Genomic DNA, 20,982 nt, shown 5'->3' on the forward strand with positions numbered 1-20,982 from the left:
ACCCGCCCGCCGCTTGTAACCGGCAGTATCCCCTCTTCGCGGCGCGCGGGGCTTCGGCTAGACTCTGTCTGCGCCGCGCCCTTCCCCATCGCGCGGCCGGCTTTGCTGCGGAACCCCTCGCCCCGGACGCATGGACTACCAGACCGATATCAAGAAGTTCCTTTACAGCCATTACTTTTTCAGCGGCACCCGGCAGGCGGTGGGCGTCGTGATGCCCGCGCTCGTGTTGTTCTGGGGAATGGATCAGCATCTGCTCGGCATCGAAGTCGCCTCCGGCGCCCTGTGCGCGAGCGTGGTGGATATCAACGGCCCGCTGCGCCACAAGCACACGGAACTCCTCAGCTGCACGCTGCTCGGCGCGCTCACGGTGCTCATCACCGGCATGGCCACCGCCGCGCAGCCGTGGCAACTCTGGCTCACCACGCTGATCCTGACGTTCGGGCTGTCGATGCTCGTGATCTACGGCTATCGCGCGTCGCTCGTGAGCTTCGCCTGCCTGATGATGATGGTGCTCAACGTCGAGGCGGATCTGACCCGGCACCAGGCCGTGCTCGATGCGGGCGCCGTGCTCGCGGGCGGCCTCTGGTACACCTACTTCAGCCTGGTCGTCTGCCGCGTCTGGTGGTTTCGCATCGAGCAGCAGACGCTCGCCGAGTGCTTCTTCGTCACCGCGCAGTACCTGGACGCCAAAGCGGCGTTCTACGACACCTCGACCGATATCGACGAATGCTACCGGCGGCTCATCGCCGCCCAGGTCAACGTTGTGGAAAAGCAGCAGGCGGCGCGCGAGATCATCCTGCGCAACCTCCCACGGCTGCGCACCGGTACGTTGGAACCGCGACGCACGATGCTGTTCAACCTGTTCATCAACATCGTCGACCTGCATGAGGTCGTGGTGTCGGTGCACACCGACTACCCGATGCTGCGCCGCGAGTTCGCCAATAACGACGTGCTCCTTTTCTTCCGCGACATGATCCGCAAGATCGCGAACGAGGTCGATGCGATCGGTTATGCCATCGCGACCAACGAGCCGTCGCGCGCGCAACGCAGCTGGCGCGCGGAGTTCCGCGCCATCGAGTACGAGATCGAGCTCATGCGCAAGCAGGGCCTGCCGCAGCGCGCGCCCGAGGCCTACCAGGCCGTCGCGAGCACCTTCCGGCGCGTGTGGAGCAGCACGCGCGTGGTCGAGCGCATGCATCGCAACACGAATCTGGCAACCGCCGGCTCGGCCACGGAAATGCAAATCGACCAGGCGCTCGTGCGCTTCACGTCGCGGCAGAGCTTTTCACCGAAACTTCTCTGGAAGAATCTGACGTTCTCCTCGCCGAGCTTCCGCCATGCGCTGCGCGTGACGATCGCCATCACGGCGGGGCTGATCATCTGCGAGAACTGGTCATTGCTCGCGGGACAGGCCCACAGTTACTGGGTGCTGCTCACGATCATCGTGATTCTCAAGCCCGGTTTCAGCCTGACGAAGCAGAAAAATGCGCAGCGCCTGACGGGCACGCTCGTCGGGTGCGTGAGCGTGCTGATCATCCTCGCGTTCGTGCACAAGCCCTGGGTGCTGCTCGCCCTGATGTTCTTCTGCATGGTCATGGGCAACAGCCTGTCGTTGTTCAACTACGGGCTGTCGGTGGTGTTCATGTCGTCGTATGTGCTGCTGCTGTTCCACTTCCTGCTGCCGGGGTCGCTGTCGGTGATCGGCGAGCGCGCCATCGACACGTTGATCGGCTCGGCCGTGGCGCTGGTGTGCTCGTATCTCTTCCCGTATTGGGAATACCGCCTGATGGGGCCGCTCATTCGCAATGCGGTGCAATCGACGCGCGCCTATCTCGAGTCTTGCGCCGGCCGCGACGGCAAGCGCGACGATTTCGCCTATCGCATGGCGCGCAAGGACATGCACATCGCCTTCGGGAATTTCGGGGCGGCGTTCAAGCGGATGATGCTCGAGCCGAAGTCCAAGCAGGTCTCGGTGGGCGAGCTCAACGATCTGCTCGTGCAGAACCATGTGATGGCGTCCTACATCACGGGCATGGCGGAGGTGTTGCCGCGTCAGATCGCGGCGGACAAGAGCGGAGAACTGGGGCAGGTGGTGTCGGCGATCAGCGATCTGCTGTCGCAGGCGGTGGCGGCGCCGGCGGCGTCGGTGCCGACGGATACCCAGGCGGCGAGCGAAGCCATGCGCGATTACACACGGCGGCTCGACGCGCTCGTCGTGAGCCAGGAGCAGCAGCCCGACGCGCCCGAAGCTCACGTGCAGGAGATCAAGCAGGTGGTGCATCAACTCAAGCAGATGCTGCGGGCGGGAGAACTGATCCTGCGGGATATGCGGGCGATTCGTCTACCGGCCTGACGCCCGCTTCATGCCGAGGACGGCGTGGGCCGCTGCGGCCGACAAGCGCGCCTCACGTGATGCCGGTCCGTGTGGCGTAGTGATAGAGATCGACGTCGCGATCCAGACCCAGCTTGCGCATGGCGTTCGTCTTTTGCGAGCTGACGGTCTTCACGCTGCGGCTGAGCTTGAACGCGATCTCGCTGATGGTGAGACCCGACACGAAGAGTCGCACCACCTCCACCTCGCGCCCCGAGAGCTTCGACGCGTCGATCTCGGTGTCATCGACCACGGAATCGTGCAACCGGGTCGCGAGCCCGGCGGGGATGTAACGACTGCCATCGGCCACCACGCACACGATGTCCGCGATCGAACTCTGCTCGTCGAGCTTCGAGAGTATCGAATGCACGCCCAGCTTGAGCATGCCGCGCAGGATCGCCAGGTTTTCCAGCATCGTCACGACAATGATCTTGATGTTCGGGAAGTACCGCCGAACGTAGCCGATGAGAAAGAGGCCGTCCTTGAAATGGCCGCCCGGCATCGAGAAATCGGTCACGAGAATGTCGCATGGCGCTCTCGCAAGCAGGCTCACAAGTTCGGACGAGTTGGCCGCCTCGCCCACCAGTTGAATCATGTCCCGCTCTTCGAGCAGTCGCCGTATTCCATAACGCACTATCGGATGGTCGTCCGCGACCACGACGTTGATCGTCATCGTTGTCTCTCCCCCTATTCGTCATCTGGCAAACCGTGGACGGTGCTCGTCGCACCGTACTTCGCGCGGCTGTGGCAGCGAAGCGAATCCATTCTGGCAAAAAGGAAACGGGCGAACCTGCTGGGAATCGTCACATTACCGTGACGTCGGGACATCGCTGCCACGCGGTGTGGTCAACCCGCGTGAGCCCCGCATGCTGCCCGATAGAGCGGGTACTGCGACCTAGAGGCTTGTCGGGACGCGGGCAGACGTGAAATTGCACAGCGGCGCGGCGACATCGTCTGTGCTACTCGCGTTACCGGCCTTCGGACGATTCTTCGCGCGAGCTTCCGCCTGTCCGATTGGGAAGTTCGGAAATACCTTAAACATTGGGACCTGAACCGGCCGCACGGCGCGTTACTCCTGCGCGGCGGCGCCAGAGTTGCGTTCCGCACCCTCTGCGCTGCCTACGCTTCCTGCGCTTCCTGTGCTTCCCGCGGTCGGTGCACTCGCCGTGCCGGCTACGCTTGCAGCGGTCGCCGCATCGCCCGCCAGCCCGTGCCAGCCACCGCCCAGCGCCGTCACGAGCAGCACGTTCGCGGTGAACTGGCGGCCGAGAATCGTGAGCGCCGTCCGCTCGGAAGTGTAGGCCGTCGTCTGTGCGGTAAGCACATTCTGGAATCCGACGGTGCCCGCCTTGTATTGGTTGAGGATGAGTTGCAACGCGTCGCGCGACGACTGCACCGCCTGGTTCTGCACGGCCGCTTCGCGTCCCAGGTAATTGAGCGCCGCGAGATTGTCCTCGACCGACTGGAACGCCGCGAGCACCGTCTGGCGATAGGTCGCCACCTGCGCGTCGTAGGCCGCGATCGCCGCATCGGTCTGCGCGCGACGCAGGCCACCGTCGAAAAGCGTTGCCGCCAGCGCGGGGCCGACCGACCAGAAGCGGCTCGGCAGCGTCAGCCAGTTGGCGAAGCTGCTGCTCTGGAAACCACCCGTCGCCGAGAGCGTCAGCGCGGGGAAGAAGGCGGCCTTGGCCACGCCGATCCTGGCGTTCGCGGCGGCCACGGCCCGCTCGGCCGACGCGACGTCGGGGCGACGCTCCAGCAACTGCGACGGCAAGCCCACCGGCACCGGCGGCAATGCCGCACGCAATGGCGCCGGCGCAAGCGAGAACGCCGCGGGCGCCTTGCCGACGAGCAGCGCGATCGCATGCTCCAGTTGGGCTCGCGTCACCTCGATATCGATGGCGGCCGCCTGCGCCGACTGGAGCTGGGTCTGCGCCTGAATCACGTCCGAGCGCTGTGCAACGCCGACCGCGTACTGGTTCTGCGTGAGCTTGAGCGTCTGCTCGTACGCGCTCACCGTGCGATCGAGCAATGCCTTCTGCGCGTCCGTCACACGCAGGTCGAAGTAGTTCTGCGCGAGCAGCGCCTGCGCGGACAGACGCGCATTGGCCAGATCGGCCGCGCTCGCCTCGGCGCTGGCGTTGCCGGCCTCGACCGAGCGGCGCACGCTGCCCCAGATGTCCGGCTCCCAGCTTGCGGTGCCCGACAGGCTGTAGCTGTTCGAAATGCCGCCCGCGCCGGCGCCGGACACGGCCGTGTTACTCACGCGCGAGCTGCTGCGCGTGAGGCTCGAATTCGCACCGATGGTCGGGAAAAACGCTGAGCGCGCTTGCGACGCCACCGCCAGCGCCTGCCGGTAATTGGCCTCGGCCGCCTTGATGTTCTGATTGTTGACGTCGACCTGCTGCATCAGATCGGCAAGCACCGGGTCCTGATAGATCGACCACCATTCGCCCTTGGCGAGCGCGTCGCCCGGCTCGGCGATCTTCCAGTCCCCCGTTTCCTTGAACGCGGCGGGCGTGTCCATTTCCGGGCGCACGTAGTCCGGCCCCACGGCGCAACCCGCGAGCCACAACACGGCGCTCGCCGCCAGAAACGCCGCCGTGCGGCGCGCGCGCGGCGACGCCCCCGCCCTCCTCTGACGCCCCGCCGCGGCGCGGGCGTGAGAACGAATGAGCGGGACTTGACGATTCAGGGTACGAGACATGGCACACATCGGCCCATCGGCCGGGACAGGAGTTACGGGAGACGCATCGGTGCGCGTGCCGACGACTCCATCGGCACATCCACCGGAGACGACAGTAGCGTGGGCGACAGGGAGCGCTCCGCGCACAGGACGAACGGCATCAGCCATGGCCAACCTCCCCGACGTCGCTCTTGCCGCTCTGGCCGCGCGCACGCCAACGCGCCCAGCGCAGGCGCAAACGATCGAGATACAGGTACACCACCGGTGTCGTGTAAAGCGTGAGTACCTGGCTGACGAGCAGGCCGCCCACGATCGAAATCCCCAGCGGCTGACGCAGTTCCGCACCGTCCCCGGTGCCGAGCGCGAGCGGAATCGCGCCGAGCATGGCGGCCATCGTCGTCATCATGATCGGACGGAAACGCAGCACGCATGCGTGATAGATCGCATCGCGCGGCGCCATGTTCTGCCGGCGCTCGGCCTCCAGCGCGAAGTCGATCATCATGATCGCGTTCTTCTTGACGATGCCGATGAGCAGAATCACGCCGATGAGCGCGATGATGCTGAATTCCGTATTGAACAGCAGCAGCGCGAGCAGCGCCCCCACGCCCGCCGACGGCAGCGTCGACAGAATGGTGAGCGGGTGGATATAGCTCTCGTAGAGCACACCCAGCACGATGTACACCGTGAGCAGCGCCGTCAGAATCAGAATCGGCTGCGACGACAATGCCGACTGGAACGCCTGCGCCGTCCCCTGGAAACTGCCTTGCACCGACGTGGGCATGCCCAGGCGGCTCACCGCATCCTTGATCGACGCCTGCGCCTCGGAGAGCGACACGCCCGGCGGCAGGTTGAACGAAATCGTGCTCGCGGCGAACTGCCCCTGGTGCGACACGCCCAGCGCGGTGTTCGTCGGGCGGTAGCGCGCGAACGCCGAGAGCGGCACCTGCGCGCCGGTGGACGTCACCACGTAGATATCCTTGAGCGACTCCGGACTCTGCCACCACTGCGGCGCAACCTCCATCACCACCTTGTACTGGTTGAGCGGGTTGTAGATGGTCGAGACCTGCCGCTGCCCGAACGCGTCGTTGAGCACGTTGTCGATCTGGCTCATCGTCAGGCCCAGTCGCGATGCCTGATCGCGATCGACGTCGAGTGTCGTCTGCAGGCCCTTGTCCTGCTGGTCGGTATTCACGTCCACGAGGTTCGGCAGACGCGAAATCGCATTGCGCACCTTCGGCTCCCACTCGCGAAGTTGCTGCAGATCGTCGGCCTGCAAGGTGTATTGGTACTGCGCGTTGCTCGAGCGCCCGCCCACGCGAATGTCCTGCACGGACTGCAGGTAGAGCATCGCGCCCGGCTCCTTGGCCAGCTTGCCGCGCAGGCGCGCAATCACCTGATCGGCGCTGGTCTTGCGCTCGCCCAGCGGCTTGAGCGTGACGAACATGGAGCCGCCGTTGCGGTTCGAGCCGCCCGTGAAGCCGGTGACGGTCGTGACGTCCGGGTCGGCCTGCACGATCCTGATGAAATCGGCGAGCTTCTTCTCCATCGCCTGGAACGAGATCGCCTGATCGGCCTGAATGAAGCCGATCATCCTGCCCGTGTCCTGCTGCGGAAAGAAGCCCTTCGGCACCACGGTGTACAACCAGACATTCAGGCAGATGGTCGCGAACAGGATGACGAGCATCAGCGGCCCGTGCCGCAGCGCCCATGCCAGCGAGCGCTCGTACTCGCGCAACATGCCCTCGAACATGCGCTCGGTCCACTCGCCCATGCGCGTCCAGACCGTGCGACGCGGCGGCGGCTCGGGCGCGAGCGGCGCCGTCCCAACGGGCACGCCCGGTGCGGGCTTGCCCTTGAGCAAGCGCGCGCACATCATCGGCGTGGTCGTGAGCGAGACGACCAGCGAGACCATGATGGCCGCCGTGAGCGTCACCGCGAACTCGCGGAACAGGCGGCCGACAATGCCGCCCATGAGCAGCAGCGGGATGAATACCGCCACCAGCGAAATGCTCATCGACAGCACCGTGAAACCCACTTCGCGCGTCCCCTTGAGCGCCGCCGCGAAGGGACTCAGCCCCTCCTCGATATGCCGAGAGATGTTCTCCAGCACCACGATGGCGTCATCGACGACGAAGCCCGTCGCAATGGTCAACGCCATGAGCGACAGGTTATCGAGGCTGAACCCGCACAGATACATGATGCCGAAGGTGCCGATCAGCGAGACCGGCACGGCCACGCTCGGGATCAGCGTCGCACGCCAGTTGCGCAGGAAGATGAACACCACCATGATCACCAGCGCTATGGAGATCAGCAGCGTGTGCTCGACTTCCTTGAGCGACGCGCGGATCGTCGGCGTGCGGTCCATTACCACGTCGAGATTGATCGCGGCGGGGATCGACGCACGCAGATTCGGCAGAATCCGGTTGATGCCGTCGACCGTCTCGATGATGTTCGCCCCGGGCTGCGTCGTGATGATCAGCAGCACCGACGGCTTGCCGTTGGCCGAACCGGCATTGCGCAGATCCTGCACCGAATCGACCACGTCGGCGACATCGGCCAGGCGCACGGGGCGCCCGTCCCGATAGCTGATGATGACCGGCAGGTACTCCTTGGCCGTCTTGGCCTGATCGTTGGCGAGAATCTGCCAGCGCCGGTCGCCGTCTTCGAGTGCGCCCTTCGGCCGGTTCGCGTTGACCGACTGGATGGCCGTGCGCACCGTCTCCAGCGGAATCTGATACTTGTTGAGCGCCGTGGGATTGAGTTCGACGCGCACCGCCGGCAGCGAGCTGCCGCCCACCGTCACGTCGCCCACGCCGTCGAGTTGCGAGATCTTCTGCGCGAGGATGGTCGACGCCGCGTCGTACATCTGCCCGCGCGTCATGCTCTCGGAGGTCAGCGCGATGATCATCACCGGCGCGCTCGCCGGGTTCACCTTGCGATAGGTCGGGTTGCTCGGCAGCCCCGTGGGCAGCAGGCTGCGCGCCGCGTTGATCGCCGCCTGCACGTCGCGGGCCGCGCCGTTGATGTCGCGCGAGAGGTCGAATTGCAGCGTGATGCGCGTGGAGCCCAGCGAGCTGTTCGACGTCATTTCGGTCACGCCGGCGATGCGGCCGAGGGAGCGCTCCAGCGGCGTGGCCACGCTCGCCGCCATCGTCTCGGGACTCGCCCCGGGCAGCGACGCGGAAACGGAAATCGTCGGAAAATCGACCTGTGGCAGCGGCGAGACCGGCAGCAAGCCGAACGCGACAGCGCCCGCGAGCGTCACCCCGATGGTGAGCAGGACCGTGGCGACCGAGCGCTTGATGAAGACGGCCGACAGGTTCATCGCACAGGACCGTCCATGGTCGCCGGATGGCCGCCGCCGTGGCCCTCGCCGCCATTGCCACCACTATCGCCATCGTCGTCCGACGGGCCGAAGCGCCGCTCGCGCCATGCGCGCGCACGCGCCGCCCAGCGATCGAACCAGAGATAGATCACCGGCGTGGTGAACAGCGTGAGCACCTGACTGACCATCAACCCGCCGACCATCGTGATACCGAGCGGCTGACGCAGCTCGGAGCCGACGCCCGAGCCGAGCATCAGCGGCAGCGCGCCGAGCACGGCGGCCATCGTCGTCATGAGGATCGGGCGAAAACGCAGCAGGCACGCCTGATAGATCGCCTCGCGCGGCGCCATGCCATGTTCGCGCTCGGCCTCGAGCGCGAAGTCGATCATCATGATGGCGTTCTTCTTGACGATGCCGATGAGCAGGATGATGCCGATGATCGCGATGATGCTGATGTCGTTGCCCGAGACCATGAGCGCGAGCAGCGCGCCCACGCCGGCCGAGGGTAGCGTCGAGAGGATCGTGACCGGGTGGATATAGCTCTCGTAGAGCACGCCCAGCACGATGTACATCGTCACCACGGCCGCCAGGATCAGCCACAGCGTGTTCGACAGCGACGCCTGGAACGCCTGCGCCGCGCCCTGGAAAGTCGTCTGCGTGCTCACCGGCAGGCCGATGGACTGTTCGGCCTCGGTGATCGCCTTGACGGCATCGCCCAGCGACGCGCCCTTGGCCAGGTTGAACGAAATCGTCGCGGCCGGGAACTGCGCCTGATGGTTGATCGCAAGCGGCGTGGGCTTCTCGATGATCTTCGCGAACGACGTGAGCGGCACCTGCACGCCCGAACTCGACGCCACGTAGATGCCCTTGAGCGCATCGGGGCCACGCTGAAAGTCGTTGGCCACCTCGAGCACCACGCGGTACTGCGACGCCTGCGTGTAGATCGTCGAGATCAGCCGCTGACCGAACGCGCTGTAGAGCGTCTGATCGACCGACGCCGGCGTCACGCCCAGGCGCCCCGCCGTATCGCGATCGATTTCCACGTAGGCTTGCAAGCCGTTGACCTGCAAGTCGCTCGTCACGTCGGCGAGCTGCGGCACATGCCGCAGCTTCTCGACGAGCTTCGGCACCCACACGCCCAGCGTGTCCAGGCTCGGGTCCTGCAATGTGAACTGATATTGCGTGCGGCTGATCCGGTCTTCGATCGTCAGATCCTGCACCGGCTGCATGTACAGCGCGATGCCCGGAACCTTCGCCACGGCCGGCTGGATGCGGCGAATGACTTCCGAGGCATCCACCCCGCGCACGCCCTTGTCTTTCAGGTTAATGAGCAGACGGCCGCTGTTGAGCGTGGCGTTCACGCCGTCCACGCCGATGAACGACGACACCGATTCGACGGCCGGGTCCTTGAGCACTTCGGCCACCAGCGCCTGCTGACGCTCGCCCATCGCCGCAAACGATATCGACTGCGGTGCTTCGGAGATGCCCTGGATCACGCCGGTGTCCTGCACCGGGAAGAAGCCCTTGGGCACCCACAGATACAGCAGCACCGTGAGCACGAGCGTGCCGAGCGCCACGAGCAGCGTGGCCGGTTGACGATCGAGCACCCACGTGAGCCACTCTCCGTACTTGGCGATGATGCGATCGAACATCTCGCCGGTCTTGCGGTAGAACTTGCCCTGCTTGTCTTCCGGCACGTGACGCAGCAGCTTCGCGCACATCATCGGCGTGAGCGTGAGCGAGACGACCGCCGAGATGAGGATCGAGACCGCGAGTGTGATCGCGAACTCGCGGAACAGCCGCCCGACCACGTCGCCCATGAACAGCAGCGGGATGAGCACGGCGATGAGCGAGAACGTCAGCGAAATGATCGTGAAACCGATCTGCTCCGCGCCCTTGAGCGCCGCCTGCAGCGGCTTCTCGCCCTGTTCCATGTAGCGCGCGATGTTCTCGATCATCACGATGGCGTCGTCGACCACGAAGCCCGTCGCGATGGTCAGCGCCATGAGCGTGAGGTTGTTGATCGAGAAGCCGGCGAGATACATCACGCCGAACGTGCCCACCAGCGAGAGCGGCACGGCCACGCTCGGGATGATGGTGGCCGAGACGTTGCGCAGGAACAGGAAGATCACCATCACCACGAGCGCGACGGCGAGAATGAGCTCGAACTGCACGTCGGAGACCGACGCGCGAATCGTCGTCGTGCGGTCGGTGAGCAGCTTCACGTCGATGCTGCCCGGCAGCGACGCCTGCAACTGCGGCAGCAGCGCCTTGACCTTGTTGACCGTCTCGATCACATTCGCGCCCGGCTGGCGCTGCACGTTCACCACGATGGCCGGCGTGGTGTCGGCCCAGGCGGCGAGCTTGGTGTTCTCCGCGCCGTCGATCACGTCCGCGATGTCCGACAGCCGGATAGGTCCGCCGTTCTTGTAGGCGATGACGAGATTGCGGTATTCGTCGGCCGAAGCGAGCTGATCGTTGGCGTCGATGGTCGACGCGCGCAGCGGGCCGTCGAAGCTGCCCTTCGCCTGATTGACGTTGGCCGCCGCGATGGACGTGCGCACGTCTTCGATATTGAGCCCGTACGAGGTGATCGCACGCGGGTTGACCTGGATGCGCACGGCCGGACGCTGACCGCCCGAGATGCTCACCAGACCGATGCCGGGCAACTGCGAGATCTTCTGCGCGACGCGGGTGTCGACGAGGTCCTCCAGCTTGGGCAGCGGCATGGTCTTCGACATGACCGCCAGCGTCAGGATCGGCGTATCGGCCGGGTTGACCTTGCTGTAGATCGGCGGCATGGGCAAGTCGCTCGGCAGCAGGTTGCTGGCGCTGTTGATGGCGGCCTGCACCTCCTGTTCGGCGACGTCGAGCCCGAGATCGAGCGAGAACTGCAGCGTGATCACCGACGCGCCGCCCGAACTGGTCGACGACATCTGGTTGAGGCCCGGCATCTGGCCGAACTGCCGCTCCAGCGGCGCCGTCACCGACGACGTCATCACGTCCGGACTCGCGCCCGGGTAAAGCGTGACCACCTGGATGGTCGGATAGTCGACTTCCGGCAGCGCCGAGAGCGGCAGCAGCCGGTACGCGACGAAACCGGCGAGCAGGATCGCCAGCATCAGCAACGATGTGGCGACCGGTCGGAGAATAAACGGGCGTGACGGATTCATTGGCTGCGTTGAAGGGCGTGGAGTACTTCTCTGGAGGCGTCGGAACGGCGTCGCGTGACTTCGCGCGACGCCACCTTATTGCGCCTGACGGCGATGTCCGCCATTGCCATTGCCGCTACGCTTCTCACCCGGGGCGCGTGGCGCGACCGCCGCCGCGCGGCTCTCGGCCGTGATCACCTCCACCCTGGCACCATCGCGAAGCTTGTCCATGCCGTCGATGACGAGCTTCTCGCCCGGGCCGATGCCCGACTCCACGGCCACGTTGGTGCCGTCCGTCGGACCGAGTTTCACGGTCTTGAGCTTGACGGTCTGATCCGGCTGCACCGTGTACACGAAGCTGCCCTGCGTGCCGCGCTGCACGGCCGCGCTCGGAATGAGCGTGGCGCCCCTAAGCGTGTCGACGAGCATCTTCACGTTGACGAACTGGTTCGGGAACAGCAGGCCGTCGCCATTGGCGAACTCGGCCTTGAGCTTGACGGTGCCGGTGCTCACGTCGATCTGGTTGTCGATCGACGCGAGCTTGCCCGTGGCGAGCTTGGTCTTGCCCGCGCGGTCGAACGCCTCCACGGGCAACGTCTCGCCGCCGCGCGAGCGCTTGAGCACGCGCGCGAGATTGTCCTCGGGAATGGTGTAGACGACCGTGATCGGCGTGACGCCATTGATGATCACGATGCCGTTGGCGTCCGAGGCGTGGACGATGTTGCCCGGATCGACTTGCCGCAGGCCCGCGAGTCCTGAGATCGGCGCGGTCACATTCGCATACGTCAGTTGCAGACGGGCATTGTCGAGCTGTCCCTGATCGGACTTGACCGTCCCTTCGTACTGCTTGACGAGCGCACGCTGGGTATCGACTGTCTGCGTGGCAATCGAGTCCTGCTTGAGCAGCGTTTCGTAGCGGGCGAGATCGAGTTGTGCGTTCCTGAGCAGCGCCTGATCGCGCGCGAGCTGACCTTCCATCTGCGTGACCTGCACCTGGAACGGACGCGGGTCGATCTCGGCGAGCAACTGGCCTTCCTTGACCATGTCGCCTTCCTTGAAGTGCACCTTCATCAACTGACCGTCCACGCGTGAGTGCACGGTAACGCTGCGCGTGGGCGTCACCGTCCCCAGACCATTGAGGAAGACGGGAAGATCGCCGGTCTTCGCTTCGACGGCGGTCACCGGCGTGGCCGGTCCGCCGGCCATGCCGCCCGGCGGACCGCCGCGGCGCCCGCCCGCCTGGGCCGGCCCCTGGGCGCCTTGCGTGTGCAGGCGGTAGTAGACGCCCCCGGCGATGAGCACGACGATCAGCCCGATCACGCCGGGCACGAGCCAGCGGCGCGTGCGTGCCCCCGTGTCTGCCCCTGTATCGCCCGGCGCCGGCGCCTTGGGCGGCGCAGGCGGTACAGACGAACGATCAGAACCGTTCGGTTGTTCGGAACCGTGGGGACCGTGCTCGGTCATGACTTCCTCGTAACAGCGGTGTAGTTGGTGGATTCGTCCGATCGCGACGATGGCGTCAATTCGGACGACGTTCTTCTTGTCTTGTTGCTGCAGCGCGGCAAACCGCCCGGACGCCCGGGACAGCACCTCGCGCCAAGCCTGGCCGATCAGCATAGCAGACCGTCGTGGAGGCCCGGCACATCGGACAACTTTCAGCGACTTCGCCGCTTGACGGCCGAATATCGTTGCTGGTGAAAGACCCGCGGCGCGCGCGATGGTTCGCATCGCCGGGGCGCGTCAGCGCTTTCAGAACCATGCCTTGCGGTGCCTTGTCGCCGCACTCTCGTGACACGAGACGCGCGCTTGGGTATACGGAACCTGCCGCCGGATCGGCGGCCTTTCGGGCAGAGCGAAGCTTACGTGAAGCGTAGGAAATTGTTGCAACGTCGAAGCTCGCACTATTATTACGCATCGTTACAGGCAACCAAGACTGTAATGTCCGGAAACAAAACATGTGTCTAACCGCGCGGGGAGGCCACTATCATGACGACACCACCTGTTCGATCCAATATGAAGATTCTTGTTGTCGACGACGATCCCGATCTGCGTGACCTGCTGCGCGAATACCTGAGCCGCCACGGCTTCTCGGTCGCAGTGATGCACGACGGCGACGGGCTGGCCGCACGCCTCGAGCGCGAGCGCCCCGCCCTGATCGTGCTCGACCTGATGATGCCCAAGGTCGACGGCCTGACCGCGCTGCGCGATCTGCGCGCGCGCAACGACGATGTGCCGGTGATTCTGCTCACCGCGCGCAGCGACGAGATCGACCGTATCGTCGGCCTGGAAATCGGTGCCGACGACTACCTCGGCAAGCCGTTCAGCCCGCGCGAGCTGCTCGCGCGCATCAACGCCGTGCTGCGTCGTCGCAAGACGCCCGACGCCGCGGTGCCCGAGCAGCGCGAGAACTACACGTTCGGTCCGTTCGTGCTCGACTTCCGCAGCCGCACGCTCACCCGCGATGCGCAGTTGCTCACGCTCTCGGACGGCGAATACGGACTGCTGCGCCTGCTGGTGAACCACGCCATGCAGGTGCTCTCGCGCGAGCGCATCATCGAATTGCTCTACGGCGCGGACAGCGACGTCAACGACCGCGGCATCGACGTGCAGATCTGGCGCTTGCGCCGCCTGCTCGACGAGGACGCACAAAGCCCGCGCTTTATCCAGACCGTGCGCGGGCGCGGCTATATCTTCGTTCCCGACGGCCAGCGCGCCGACATGGCGAGCGCCTGATGGCCCGGCGCGGCCATCCGCCCCCCATCTCGCGCCTCGTGGAGTCCGTCGATTCGGATGATTGGGACCGCTCGGCAGACGCAGACGCCGTCGAAACGCCGAGCGTGCCGCGCGACACCATCTCCCGGTCTGGCAAGGATTCCGGCATGCTGCCAGTGCTTTTCCCGGACCCTCTGCGGAGCGCCGCATGAAAGGCCGGTTCGATACGCTGTTTGGCCGGCTCGCGGTGCTGATCATCGCCGCGCTGGTCATCAGCCATTTCTCGTACCTCACGATCCTGCGCAGCGATCACGACGACACGCGCGTGCAGAATGCGGCCGAGCAGATGGCGTTCATCATCAAGGCCGCCGCCGACGTACACGACGGCAATTCGACGCTCACCTTGCCCGATCTCGTGCAGGTCGTGCCCGTCACGTTCGCACATGGCGACGTCTTCGAGCCGACCACGCGCAGTGCGCGCCTCACGACCCAGCTCGCGCGCCGCCTGCCGCCCGGCACCCAACTGCGCGTGGAGCGCACACCGCCGCCGCGCATCTGGGCGCGGTTGCCGGGGCGCGACTACTGGATCGCCACGCCGATCCTCTCCGTGCGCAATCCGCCGGGCACTGCCGCCGTGCTTCCGGGCCTGGCCGCGGTACTCGGCATCACGGTGATCTTTGCGCTGTTCGCCGCGTGGCAGTTGCAACGCCCGGTGCGCGACATGGCCGCCGCGGCCGAACAGTTGGCGACGCATCGCGTGCGCACGCAGGTCAAGGAGCGCGGTCCGTTCGAGCTGCGTCAGCTCACCGAGCGCTTCAACCGCATGAGCCACGACATCGTGCAGACCGATCGCGAGCGCAACACCATGCTCGCCGGCATCGCCCACGACTTGAAGACTCCGCTTGCCCGGCTGCGGCTGCGCGCCGAAATGCTCGACGACGCACAGATGAGCGAGGGCATCACGCGCGATGCCGAATCGATGACCCGAATCGTCGACCAGTTCCTGCTGTTCGCACGCGGCATCGAGATGGACAGCGCGGCGTCGCCGGTGGAGGCACGGATTCCGGCGCTCGCTCAGCCGTTCCTCGATCTGGGTTATGCGATAGAACTCGACCTGCAGGCCGGACCGGGCTTCAAGCTGCGTCAGACCTACCTCGAACGCATCGTGAACAACCTGCTCGACAATGCCGTGACGTATGGGCGCGCCCCGCTCGCGATTCGCACGTCGTATGACGCGAGCGGCTGGCGGCTGGTGATCGAAGACAGCGGCCCGGGTATTCCGAACGAGGACATCAACCGTATCGTGCGTCCGTTCGTTCGGCTCGATCCCGCGCGCGGCGGCAACGCGCACTGCGGGCTCGGACTGGCCATCGTCGACAAGTTGACGCAGCAACTGGGCGGGCGTGTATCGTTCGCCAATCGCCCCGCCGGCGGGCTGCAGGTGACGCTGATGTTCCCGCCGGACGATCCCGGTGCGCAATGAGTCGTGATGGCCCCTGATCACGCCTGGCAGCGCCTCCGAACCCACCTCGATGCCGCATGAATGAAAAAACCCGCCCTCGTTCCACGAGCGGCGGGTTTTGACTTTTACGGCAATGCGTCACATCAAGCCACAGCCAGGCGATCCAGGGTTGGGGGCGCAATGCGACTACTGGGCTGTTGCTCTACGGCTCACAGGGACACGCGATTCACGTTGGATAGGCAACGACGCCATGCGCGTTGACGCAACACGGCGACCGCTTACACCCACCCTCTCCCTGGCATGTGACCGGCAATGCCAGTCCGGCTTTCGCCGGCGAATTACTTGATGAGGAATTTCTCTTTGTTCTTGCCGACCCACTTCGGCGCACGGCCGCGGCCCGACCATGTCTCGCCCGTTGTCGGATTCATGTACTTCGGCGCAATCTGCGCGCGGGCGGCACGGCGGCGACCGTCCGTTACCGTGAGACCCAGATCCTTCGCGGTCAACTCATAGTCATAGATCTTCTGCTTCACTTCGGCGACCACCTGAGCGACTTCACGAGCCCGGGCTTCTTCGATCTGCTTTTCGATCTTTTCGCGTTGCGCGACGAGTTCCTTATAGCTTGCCATCTAGCGTGTCCTTACGTTGTTAAAAATGGATCGCCACTTAAAATAACACGAGTTTTAATAAATTGAAAACCGCATTTCCAGAGAATGAGGCTTCGGATGCAAAAATCGCGTTGAATTGTCCTAGCGATGCTTCAGAAAATGCACAGAATCTGGGCAGAAATCTGGGAATATCAGCCATTGAACCTTGCTTATCTCCTCGGCCAGATGCCGGATTGACGCTCAATATCCCTCTCTCGGATCCGAAGTCATCAGGACTCCACGCGACAGCGCCGTGGCATGTTTCTGCCGGCAAGATTCCGTAAGCATTGGCGCCACTCGTGCACTGCGCCCCGCGCAATGACGACAACCATAATTCGACGCACCAAAATATACGATCACAAATATTTAAGCGCTATCCGATCATTCTGTGATCCAAAGCACCGGCTGATTCGGACACTTCGCAAACCATTCGCGCACAATTTCCCTTGAGGTTACGCAATTTACGGATAAGAGCGAGGCTGATTTCGCCTGTACGATTTGCTGGATTTCATCTGACACTCAATTTGCCATCGCCCTCGGCACGAGTACCGTCCGGACCAATCCACGCTTTTGGGATATTCGAGGCGTTGCGCCTCGCATTACCGAATGCGACGGGTATTCCCAGCACGGTTCCCGGTGAATGGCGACAAACCGCGGATATCCGGGATCGCTTGACGTATACGTCAAATTCATACGTCGATATCACACCGGATCGGCGCACAATTCCGTAAGATAAGCCAATACATTGAGTGATTCGCCGGCATGCCGCCGCGTGCGGACGCCCGCCGTTCGGGACATTCCGTCGGATCAATTGCATCGGCTCGAGAGAGTTAAGTGGATCCTGATTTATCGTAATGGTTAATTCGACGACCGAATTCAATTCGGGTTTGAACGCATGACGACGTCTCAAAATGCTTCCGGCACTTCTTCGGCATCCGCGCCGAAGCCACCCGCTGGCCCCCACTCGCTCACGACAGCGCGCACGATATTGCGTCAATGGCGGCCCGAGGATCTGGCGCCGTTCGCGGCACTGAACGCCGATCGCGAAGTCATGCGGCACTTTCCGACGACGCTCGATCGTGCACAGAGCGACGCCGTCGCCCAGCGACTGTCCCGACACATCGAGACGCACGGCTATGGTCCGTGGGCGCTCGAGATTCCCGGCGTGACGCCGTTTGCCGGCTTCGTCGGCCTCCTGCATGTGGGCTTCGACGCGCCTTTCGCGCCGGCCGTCGAGATCGGCTGGCGACTGGCCCGTCCGTGGTGGTCGAAGGGATACGCCACGGAAGCGGCGCAAGCGGCCGTCGCCTTCGCGTTCGAGACGCTCGGCCTCGACGGGCTGGTCTCGTTCACCGTCACGGCCAACGCTCGCTCGCGCGCGGTCATGGAGCGCCTGGGCATGCATCACTGCCCCGACGAGGATTTCCTGCATCCGCTGGTCCCACCCGGACACCGCATGCGCCGCCACGTGCTGTACCGGCTAGCGGCAAGCGACTGGCGAACGGGCAAATCGTCCTCCTGACCTCCCTCGTCCGCCTCCCGTCGTAAAACTCAACGGCGCGAAATCCTCCTCATTCCCGACGCATGGGAATCGAAAGGGATGGAATGGCAACAACGGCGCGACGGGCGTCGCCTTCGCGATTGAAGGGCCCTGCGCAGTCGTGGGAGAATTCGAACCTTTGCGCTTGCCGTTCCCCACATCGTGTCGCGCGCCGTCATCATCCCGCTCATCATCGCCTGCGCCCTGTTCATGGAGAACATCGACGCGACGGTGATCACCACCTCGCTGCCCGCGATGGCACGCGATCTGCATCAGGATCCGATTTCACTCAAGATAGCGCTGACCGCGTACGTGGTCGGGCTGGGCATCTTCATTCCGATTTGCGGCTGGGTCTCCGACCGGTTCGGCGCACGCAATGTATTTCGCACGGCCATCGGCATCTTCATGGCTGGCTCGATTCTGTGCGCGCTGTCGTTTTCCCTGCCGACGTTCGTTTTTGCCCGCTTCCTGCAGGGCGTGGGCGGCGCGATGATGGTGCCGGTCGGCCGGCTCGTGATCTTCCGCGCGGTGCCCAAGCATGAGTTGGTGAAGGCCATCGGCTACCTGACCATGCCCGCCCTGCTGGGCCCGGTCGTCGGCCCGCCGCTCGGCGGCGCGATCACAGCCTATCTGCATTGGCGTTGGATCTTCTTCATCAACATTCCCGTGAGCTTGCTCGGCATCTATCTCGCGGGCAAGTACATCGACAATGAGCGCGGCGGCGACGCGGGACGTCTCGACACCGTCGGCTTCATCCTCTCCGCGCTCGGCAGCGGCCTGCTCATGCTCGGTCTGGCGATGCTCGGCGAGCATCAGGTCGACGACCGCGTCGTCGCGATCATGTGCGCGCTGGGCGCGCTGTTCCTGCTCGCTTACTGGCGTCACGCCAATCGTGCCCAAGCGCCGTTGCTCGACTTCCGCTTGCTGCGCATTCCGACGTTTCACGCGAGCGTGATCGGCGGCTCGCTGTTTCGCATCGGCCTGGGAGCGGTGCCGTTCCTGTTGCCGCTGGCACTGCAGGAAGGCCTGCACATGGATCCGTTCGAGTCGGGCATGATCACGTGCGCGTCGGCCTTCGGCGCGATCTTCATGAAGGCCATTGCGCAACGCGTGCTGGCGCGTTTCGGGTTCCGCCGGGTGCTGATCGTCAACGCGGGGCTCGCCGGTCTCGCGTTGTCGTCCTACGGACTGTTCACGCACGACACGCCGGTCGCGGTGATGCTCGCCGTGGTCGCGTTCGGCGGTTTCTTCCCGTCGCTGCAATTCACCTGCCTGAATTCGATCGTCTACGCCGATATCGCGAGCGGCGACGCCAGCCGCGCGACGAGTCTCGCGAGCGTGGTGCAGCAGCTATCGCTCGGTCTCGGCGTGACGATCGCGGGGATGGTGCTGCAGATAACCAGCCGTCTGGCCGGGCACGAGCAACTCACCGCCGGCGATTTCCTGCCGGCCTTCCTCGTGATCGGCCTTTTCTCGTGGCTGTCGATTCCCGTGACACGTCAGTTGCCGGCGGACGCCGGCACCGAACTCGCCCGCAAGCACTGACGCCGCGGCTTGGGGCTCTGTTCACGCTAATGCAAAGCACGTTCGCGAGTCCGTTATCAGTGTGAAATTTGTGTGAACAGGATCTAGGATTTCGCTGGCTCTCGTGTAGCCAGAGCGTGGATCGCCATGCCGACGATCATGGCGACGACGAACACCAGCGCCTTGCCCGATCCCGCGCCGAGCAGCACCAACGCCGGCCCGGGACAAATACCGGCCAGCCCCCACCCGACGCCGAACAGCAGCGCACCGATCACGAGCCGTTTGTCGAGCCCGCGCGAGGCGGGCCAGACGCGCGGCTCGCCCGTCCATGCCAGCGCCCGCGCGTGCGCCAGCCGGAAGCCCGCGAGGCCCACCGCGACCGCGCCGCCCATCACGAAAGCCAGCGACGGGTCCCAGCGTCCGGCCAGATCGAGAAAGGCCAATATCTTTGCGGGGTTGGCCATGCCCGCGAGGATCAGTCCAAGTCCGAACACCAGGCCGCCGAGGAAGGCGAAGAGCAGCTTCTTCATGCCGCACCTCCGAAGCCGACGACGTGACGCACGACGAACACGGTCAGGAAGCCCGTGACCATGAAGCACAACGTGGCGATCAGCGAGCGCCACGACAGCCGCGACAAGCCGCATACGCCGTGGCCGCTGGTGCATCCGGCGCCAAGTCTTGTGCCGAAACCCACGATGAGACCGGCCGCGGCCAGCATGGCGGTCCCCGCCTCGATCTGCGCTTCCGGCACCAGCGCCACGGCGCGATAGATCCACGGCGCCACCATTAATCCGATGACGAACGCGACGCGCCAGCCGACGTCCCCCGAGCGCGGCCGAAGCAGACCGCCGACAATGCCGGAGATCCCGGCGATACGCCCAGTCGCGAGCATCAGCCAGACAGCGGCCGCACCGATCAACACGCCGCCCGCGAGCGAGGTCCAGGGAGTGAAATGGAAAGTGTCGAGTGTCATGATGGATTCGCGATAGCTGGGCGGTGACGTAGCGACGACGCGAGCAAACGGTTCGCGCCCACGCAAAGCGCTGAACCGCGCTGGACGGCGCACTCAGGGTTTCGGACAGAACTGCTCGTATAGACAGGCCAGAACGCCGAGCACGGCGCCGTCGGCAACCGAGTAGAAGATGCGCTTGCCGTCGCGCCGCGTGGTCACGAGCGCCTCCGCGCGCAGCACGGCAAGCTGCTGCGAGAGCGTGGGCTGGCGGATGTCGAGCTGCGCCTCGAGCTCGCCCACGGACAGTTCGCCCTGGGTCAGCTGGCACAGAATCAATAGCCGGTCCTCGTTGGCGAGCGCCCGCAGCAGCGTGGTGGCCTCCCGCGCGGCCGAACGCAGCCGAGCGATGTCCAGCGGTACGCCCGCCGCGTCATTGGCGGCGGCGCCAGCAGCGTCGGCGGCCGCTGTCACAGAAGCGGCGACAGCGGCCGTCGGGGCCGTCCGGTCGTCCGGGGATGGCGCAGCGCCTCGTGGCATGGCAGGATCTAAGCCCGTTCAGGAAAGTGGGGAAGTGGCGGCGCGGCGAGATGCCGCGCAGTGTCACGCTCAAC

General features: G+C 64.9%; 14 protein-coding genes. 5 read left to right on the forward strand and 9 right to left on the reverse strand.

What is annotated here, in order from left to right; genetic code table 11:
- Positions 1-130 precede the first annotated feature (130 nt).
- Entirely contained in the window at positions 131-2,353 is a 2,223-nt protein-coding gene (locus RO07_RS19640; protein ID WP_039405050.1) for an FUSC family protein, read from the forward strand.
- A gap of 52 nt (positions 2,354-2,405) precedes the next feature.
- Here RO07_RS19640 and RO07_RS19645 read toward each other — a convergent pair whose 3' ends face one another.
- From RO07_RS19645 to RO07_RS19665, 5 genes are all read right to left on the reverse strand, one after another.
- Entirely contained in the window at positions 2,406-3,044 is a 639-nt protein-coding gene (locus RO07_RS19645) for a response regulator (protein ID WP_039405053.1), read from the reverse strand.
- A gap of 396 nt (positions 3,045-3,440) precedes the next feature.
- Positions 3,441-5,078, reverse strand: a complete 1,638-nt coding sequence (locus RO07_RS19650) for an efflux transporter outer membrane subunit (RefSeq protein WP_052266739.1) — start codon at positions 5,076-5,078, stop codon at positions 3,441-3,443.
- Positions 5,079-5,217: 139 nt separating this feature from the next.
- Positions 5,218-8,382 carry a multidrug efflux RND transporter permease subunit gene (locus tag RO07_RS19655; protein WP_039405056.1) on the reverse strand — a complete coding sequence of 1,055 codons (3,165 nt, stop codon included), beginning with the start codon at positions 8,380-8,382 and terminating at the stop codon, positions 5,218-5,220.
- Positions 8,379-11,555: an MdtB/MuxB family multidrug efflux RND transporter permease subunit gene (locus RO07_RS19660; protein ID WP_039405058.1), complete on the reverse strand. Its 3,177-nt coding sequence runs from the start codon at positions 11,553-11,555 to the stop codon at positions 8,379-8,381. The genes RO07_RS19655 and RO07_RS19660 overlap by 4 nt, the downstream gene beginning before the upstream one ends.
- A 75-nt stretch (positions 11,556-11,630) precedes the next feature.
- Positions 11,631-13,151, reverse strand: coding sequence for an MdtA/MuxA family multidrug efflux RND transporter periplasmic adaptor subunit (locus RO07_RS19665; protein WP_237171304.1), 1,521 nt, complete (start codon positions 13,149-13,151; stop codon positions 11,631-11,633).
- Positions 13,152-13,547: 396 nt separating this feature from the next.
- Between RO07_RS19665 and RO07_RS19670 the strand changes: the two genes are divergently transcribed.
- A complete protein-coding gene (locus tag RO07_RS19670; protein ID WP_039405061.1) occupies positions 13,548-14,267 on the forward strand; it encodes a response regulator in 720 nt (239 codons plus the stop codon).
- Positions 14,268-14,454: 187 nt separating this feature from the next.
- Positions 14,455-15,729 carry an ATP-binding protein gene (locus RO07_RS19680; RefSeq protein WP_039405068.1) on the forward strand — a complete coding sequence of 425 codons (1,275 nt, stop codon included), beginning with the start codon at positions 14,455-14,457 and terminating at the stop codon, positions 15,727-15,729.
- A gap of 317 nt (positions 15,730-16,046) precedes the next feature.
- Here RO07_RS19680 and RO07_RS19685 read toward each other — a convergent pair whose 3' ends face one another.
- Positions 16,047-16,337, reverse strand: a complete 291-nt coding sequence (locus RO07_RS19685; RefSeq protein ID WP_039405071.1) for an H-NS histone family protein — start codon at positions 16,335-16,337, stop codon at positions 16,047-16,049.
- A gap of 913 nt (positions 16,338-17,250) precedes the next feature.
- On the opposite strand from RO07_RS19685, the gene RO07_RS19690 reads away from it, so the two are divergent.
- Both RO07_RS19690 and RO07_RS19695 read left to right on the forward strand, forming a co-directional pair.
- Complete coding sequence (locus RO07_RS19690) at positions 17,251-17,877, forward strand: GNAT family N-acetyltransferase (protein ID WP_084072716.1); 627 nt, start codon at positions 17,251-17,253, stop codon at positions 17,875-17,877.
- 228 nt (positions 17,878-18,105) lie between these two features.
- Complete coding sequence (locus RO07_RS19695; protein WP_052267426.1) at positions 18,106-19,440, forward strand: MFS transporter; 1,335 nt, start codon at positions 18,106-18,108, stop codon at positions 19,438-19,440.
- Between the two features lie 83 nt (positions 19,441-19,523).
- Here RO07_RS19695 and RO07_RS19700 read toward each other — a convergent pair whose 3' ends face one another.
- The 3 genes from RO07_RS19700 to RO07_RS19710 form a co-directional block, all read right to left on the reverse strand.
- Entirely contained in the window at positions 19,524-19,949 is a 426-nt protein-coding gene (locus tag RO07_RS19700) for a YeeE/YedE family protein (protein WP_039405076.1), read from the reverse strand.
- Positions 19,946-20,392: a YeeE/YedE family protein gene (locus RO07_RS19705; protein WP_039405078.1), complete on the reverse strand. Its 447-nt coding sequence runs from the start codon at positions 20,390-20,392 to the stop codon at positions 19,946-19,948. Before RO07_RS19705 ends, RO07_RS19700 begins: the two co-directional genes overlap by 4 nt.
- Before the next feature lie 93 nt (positions 20,393-20,485).
- Positions 20,486-20,770, reverse strand: a complete 285-nt coding sequence (locus tag RO07_RS19710) for an ArsR/SmtB family transcription factor (protein ID WP_237171476.1) — start codon at positions 20,768-20,770, stop codon at positions 20,486-20,488.
- Positions 20,771-20,982 lie beyond the last annotated feature (212 nt).

The sequence above is a fragment of the Pandoraea pulmonicola genome, from assembly GCF_000815105.2.
Classification (GTDB): domain Bacteria; phylum Pseudomonadota; class Gammaproteobacteria; order Burkholderiales; family Burkholderiaceae; genus Pandoraea; species Pandoraea pulmonicola.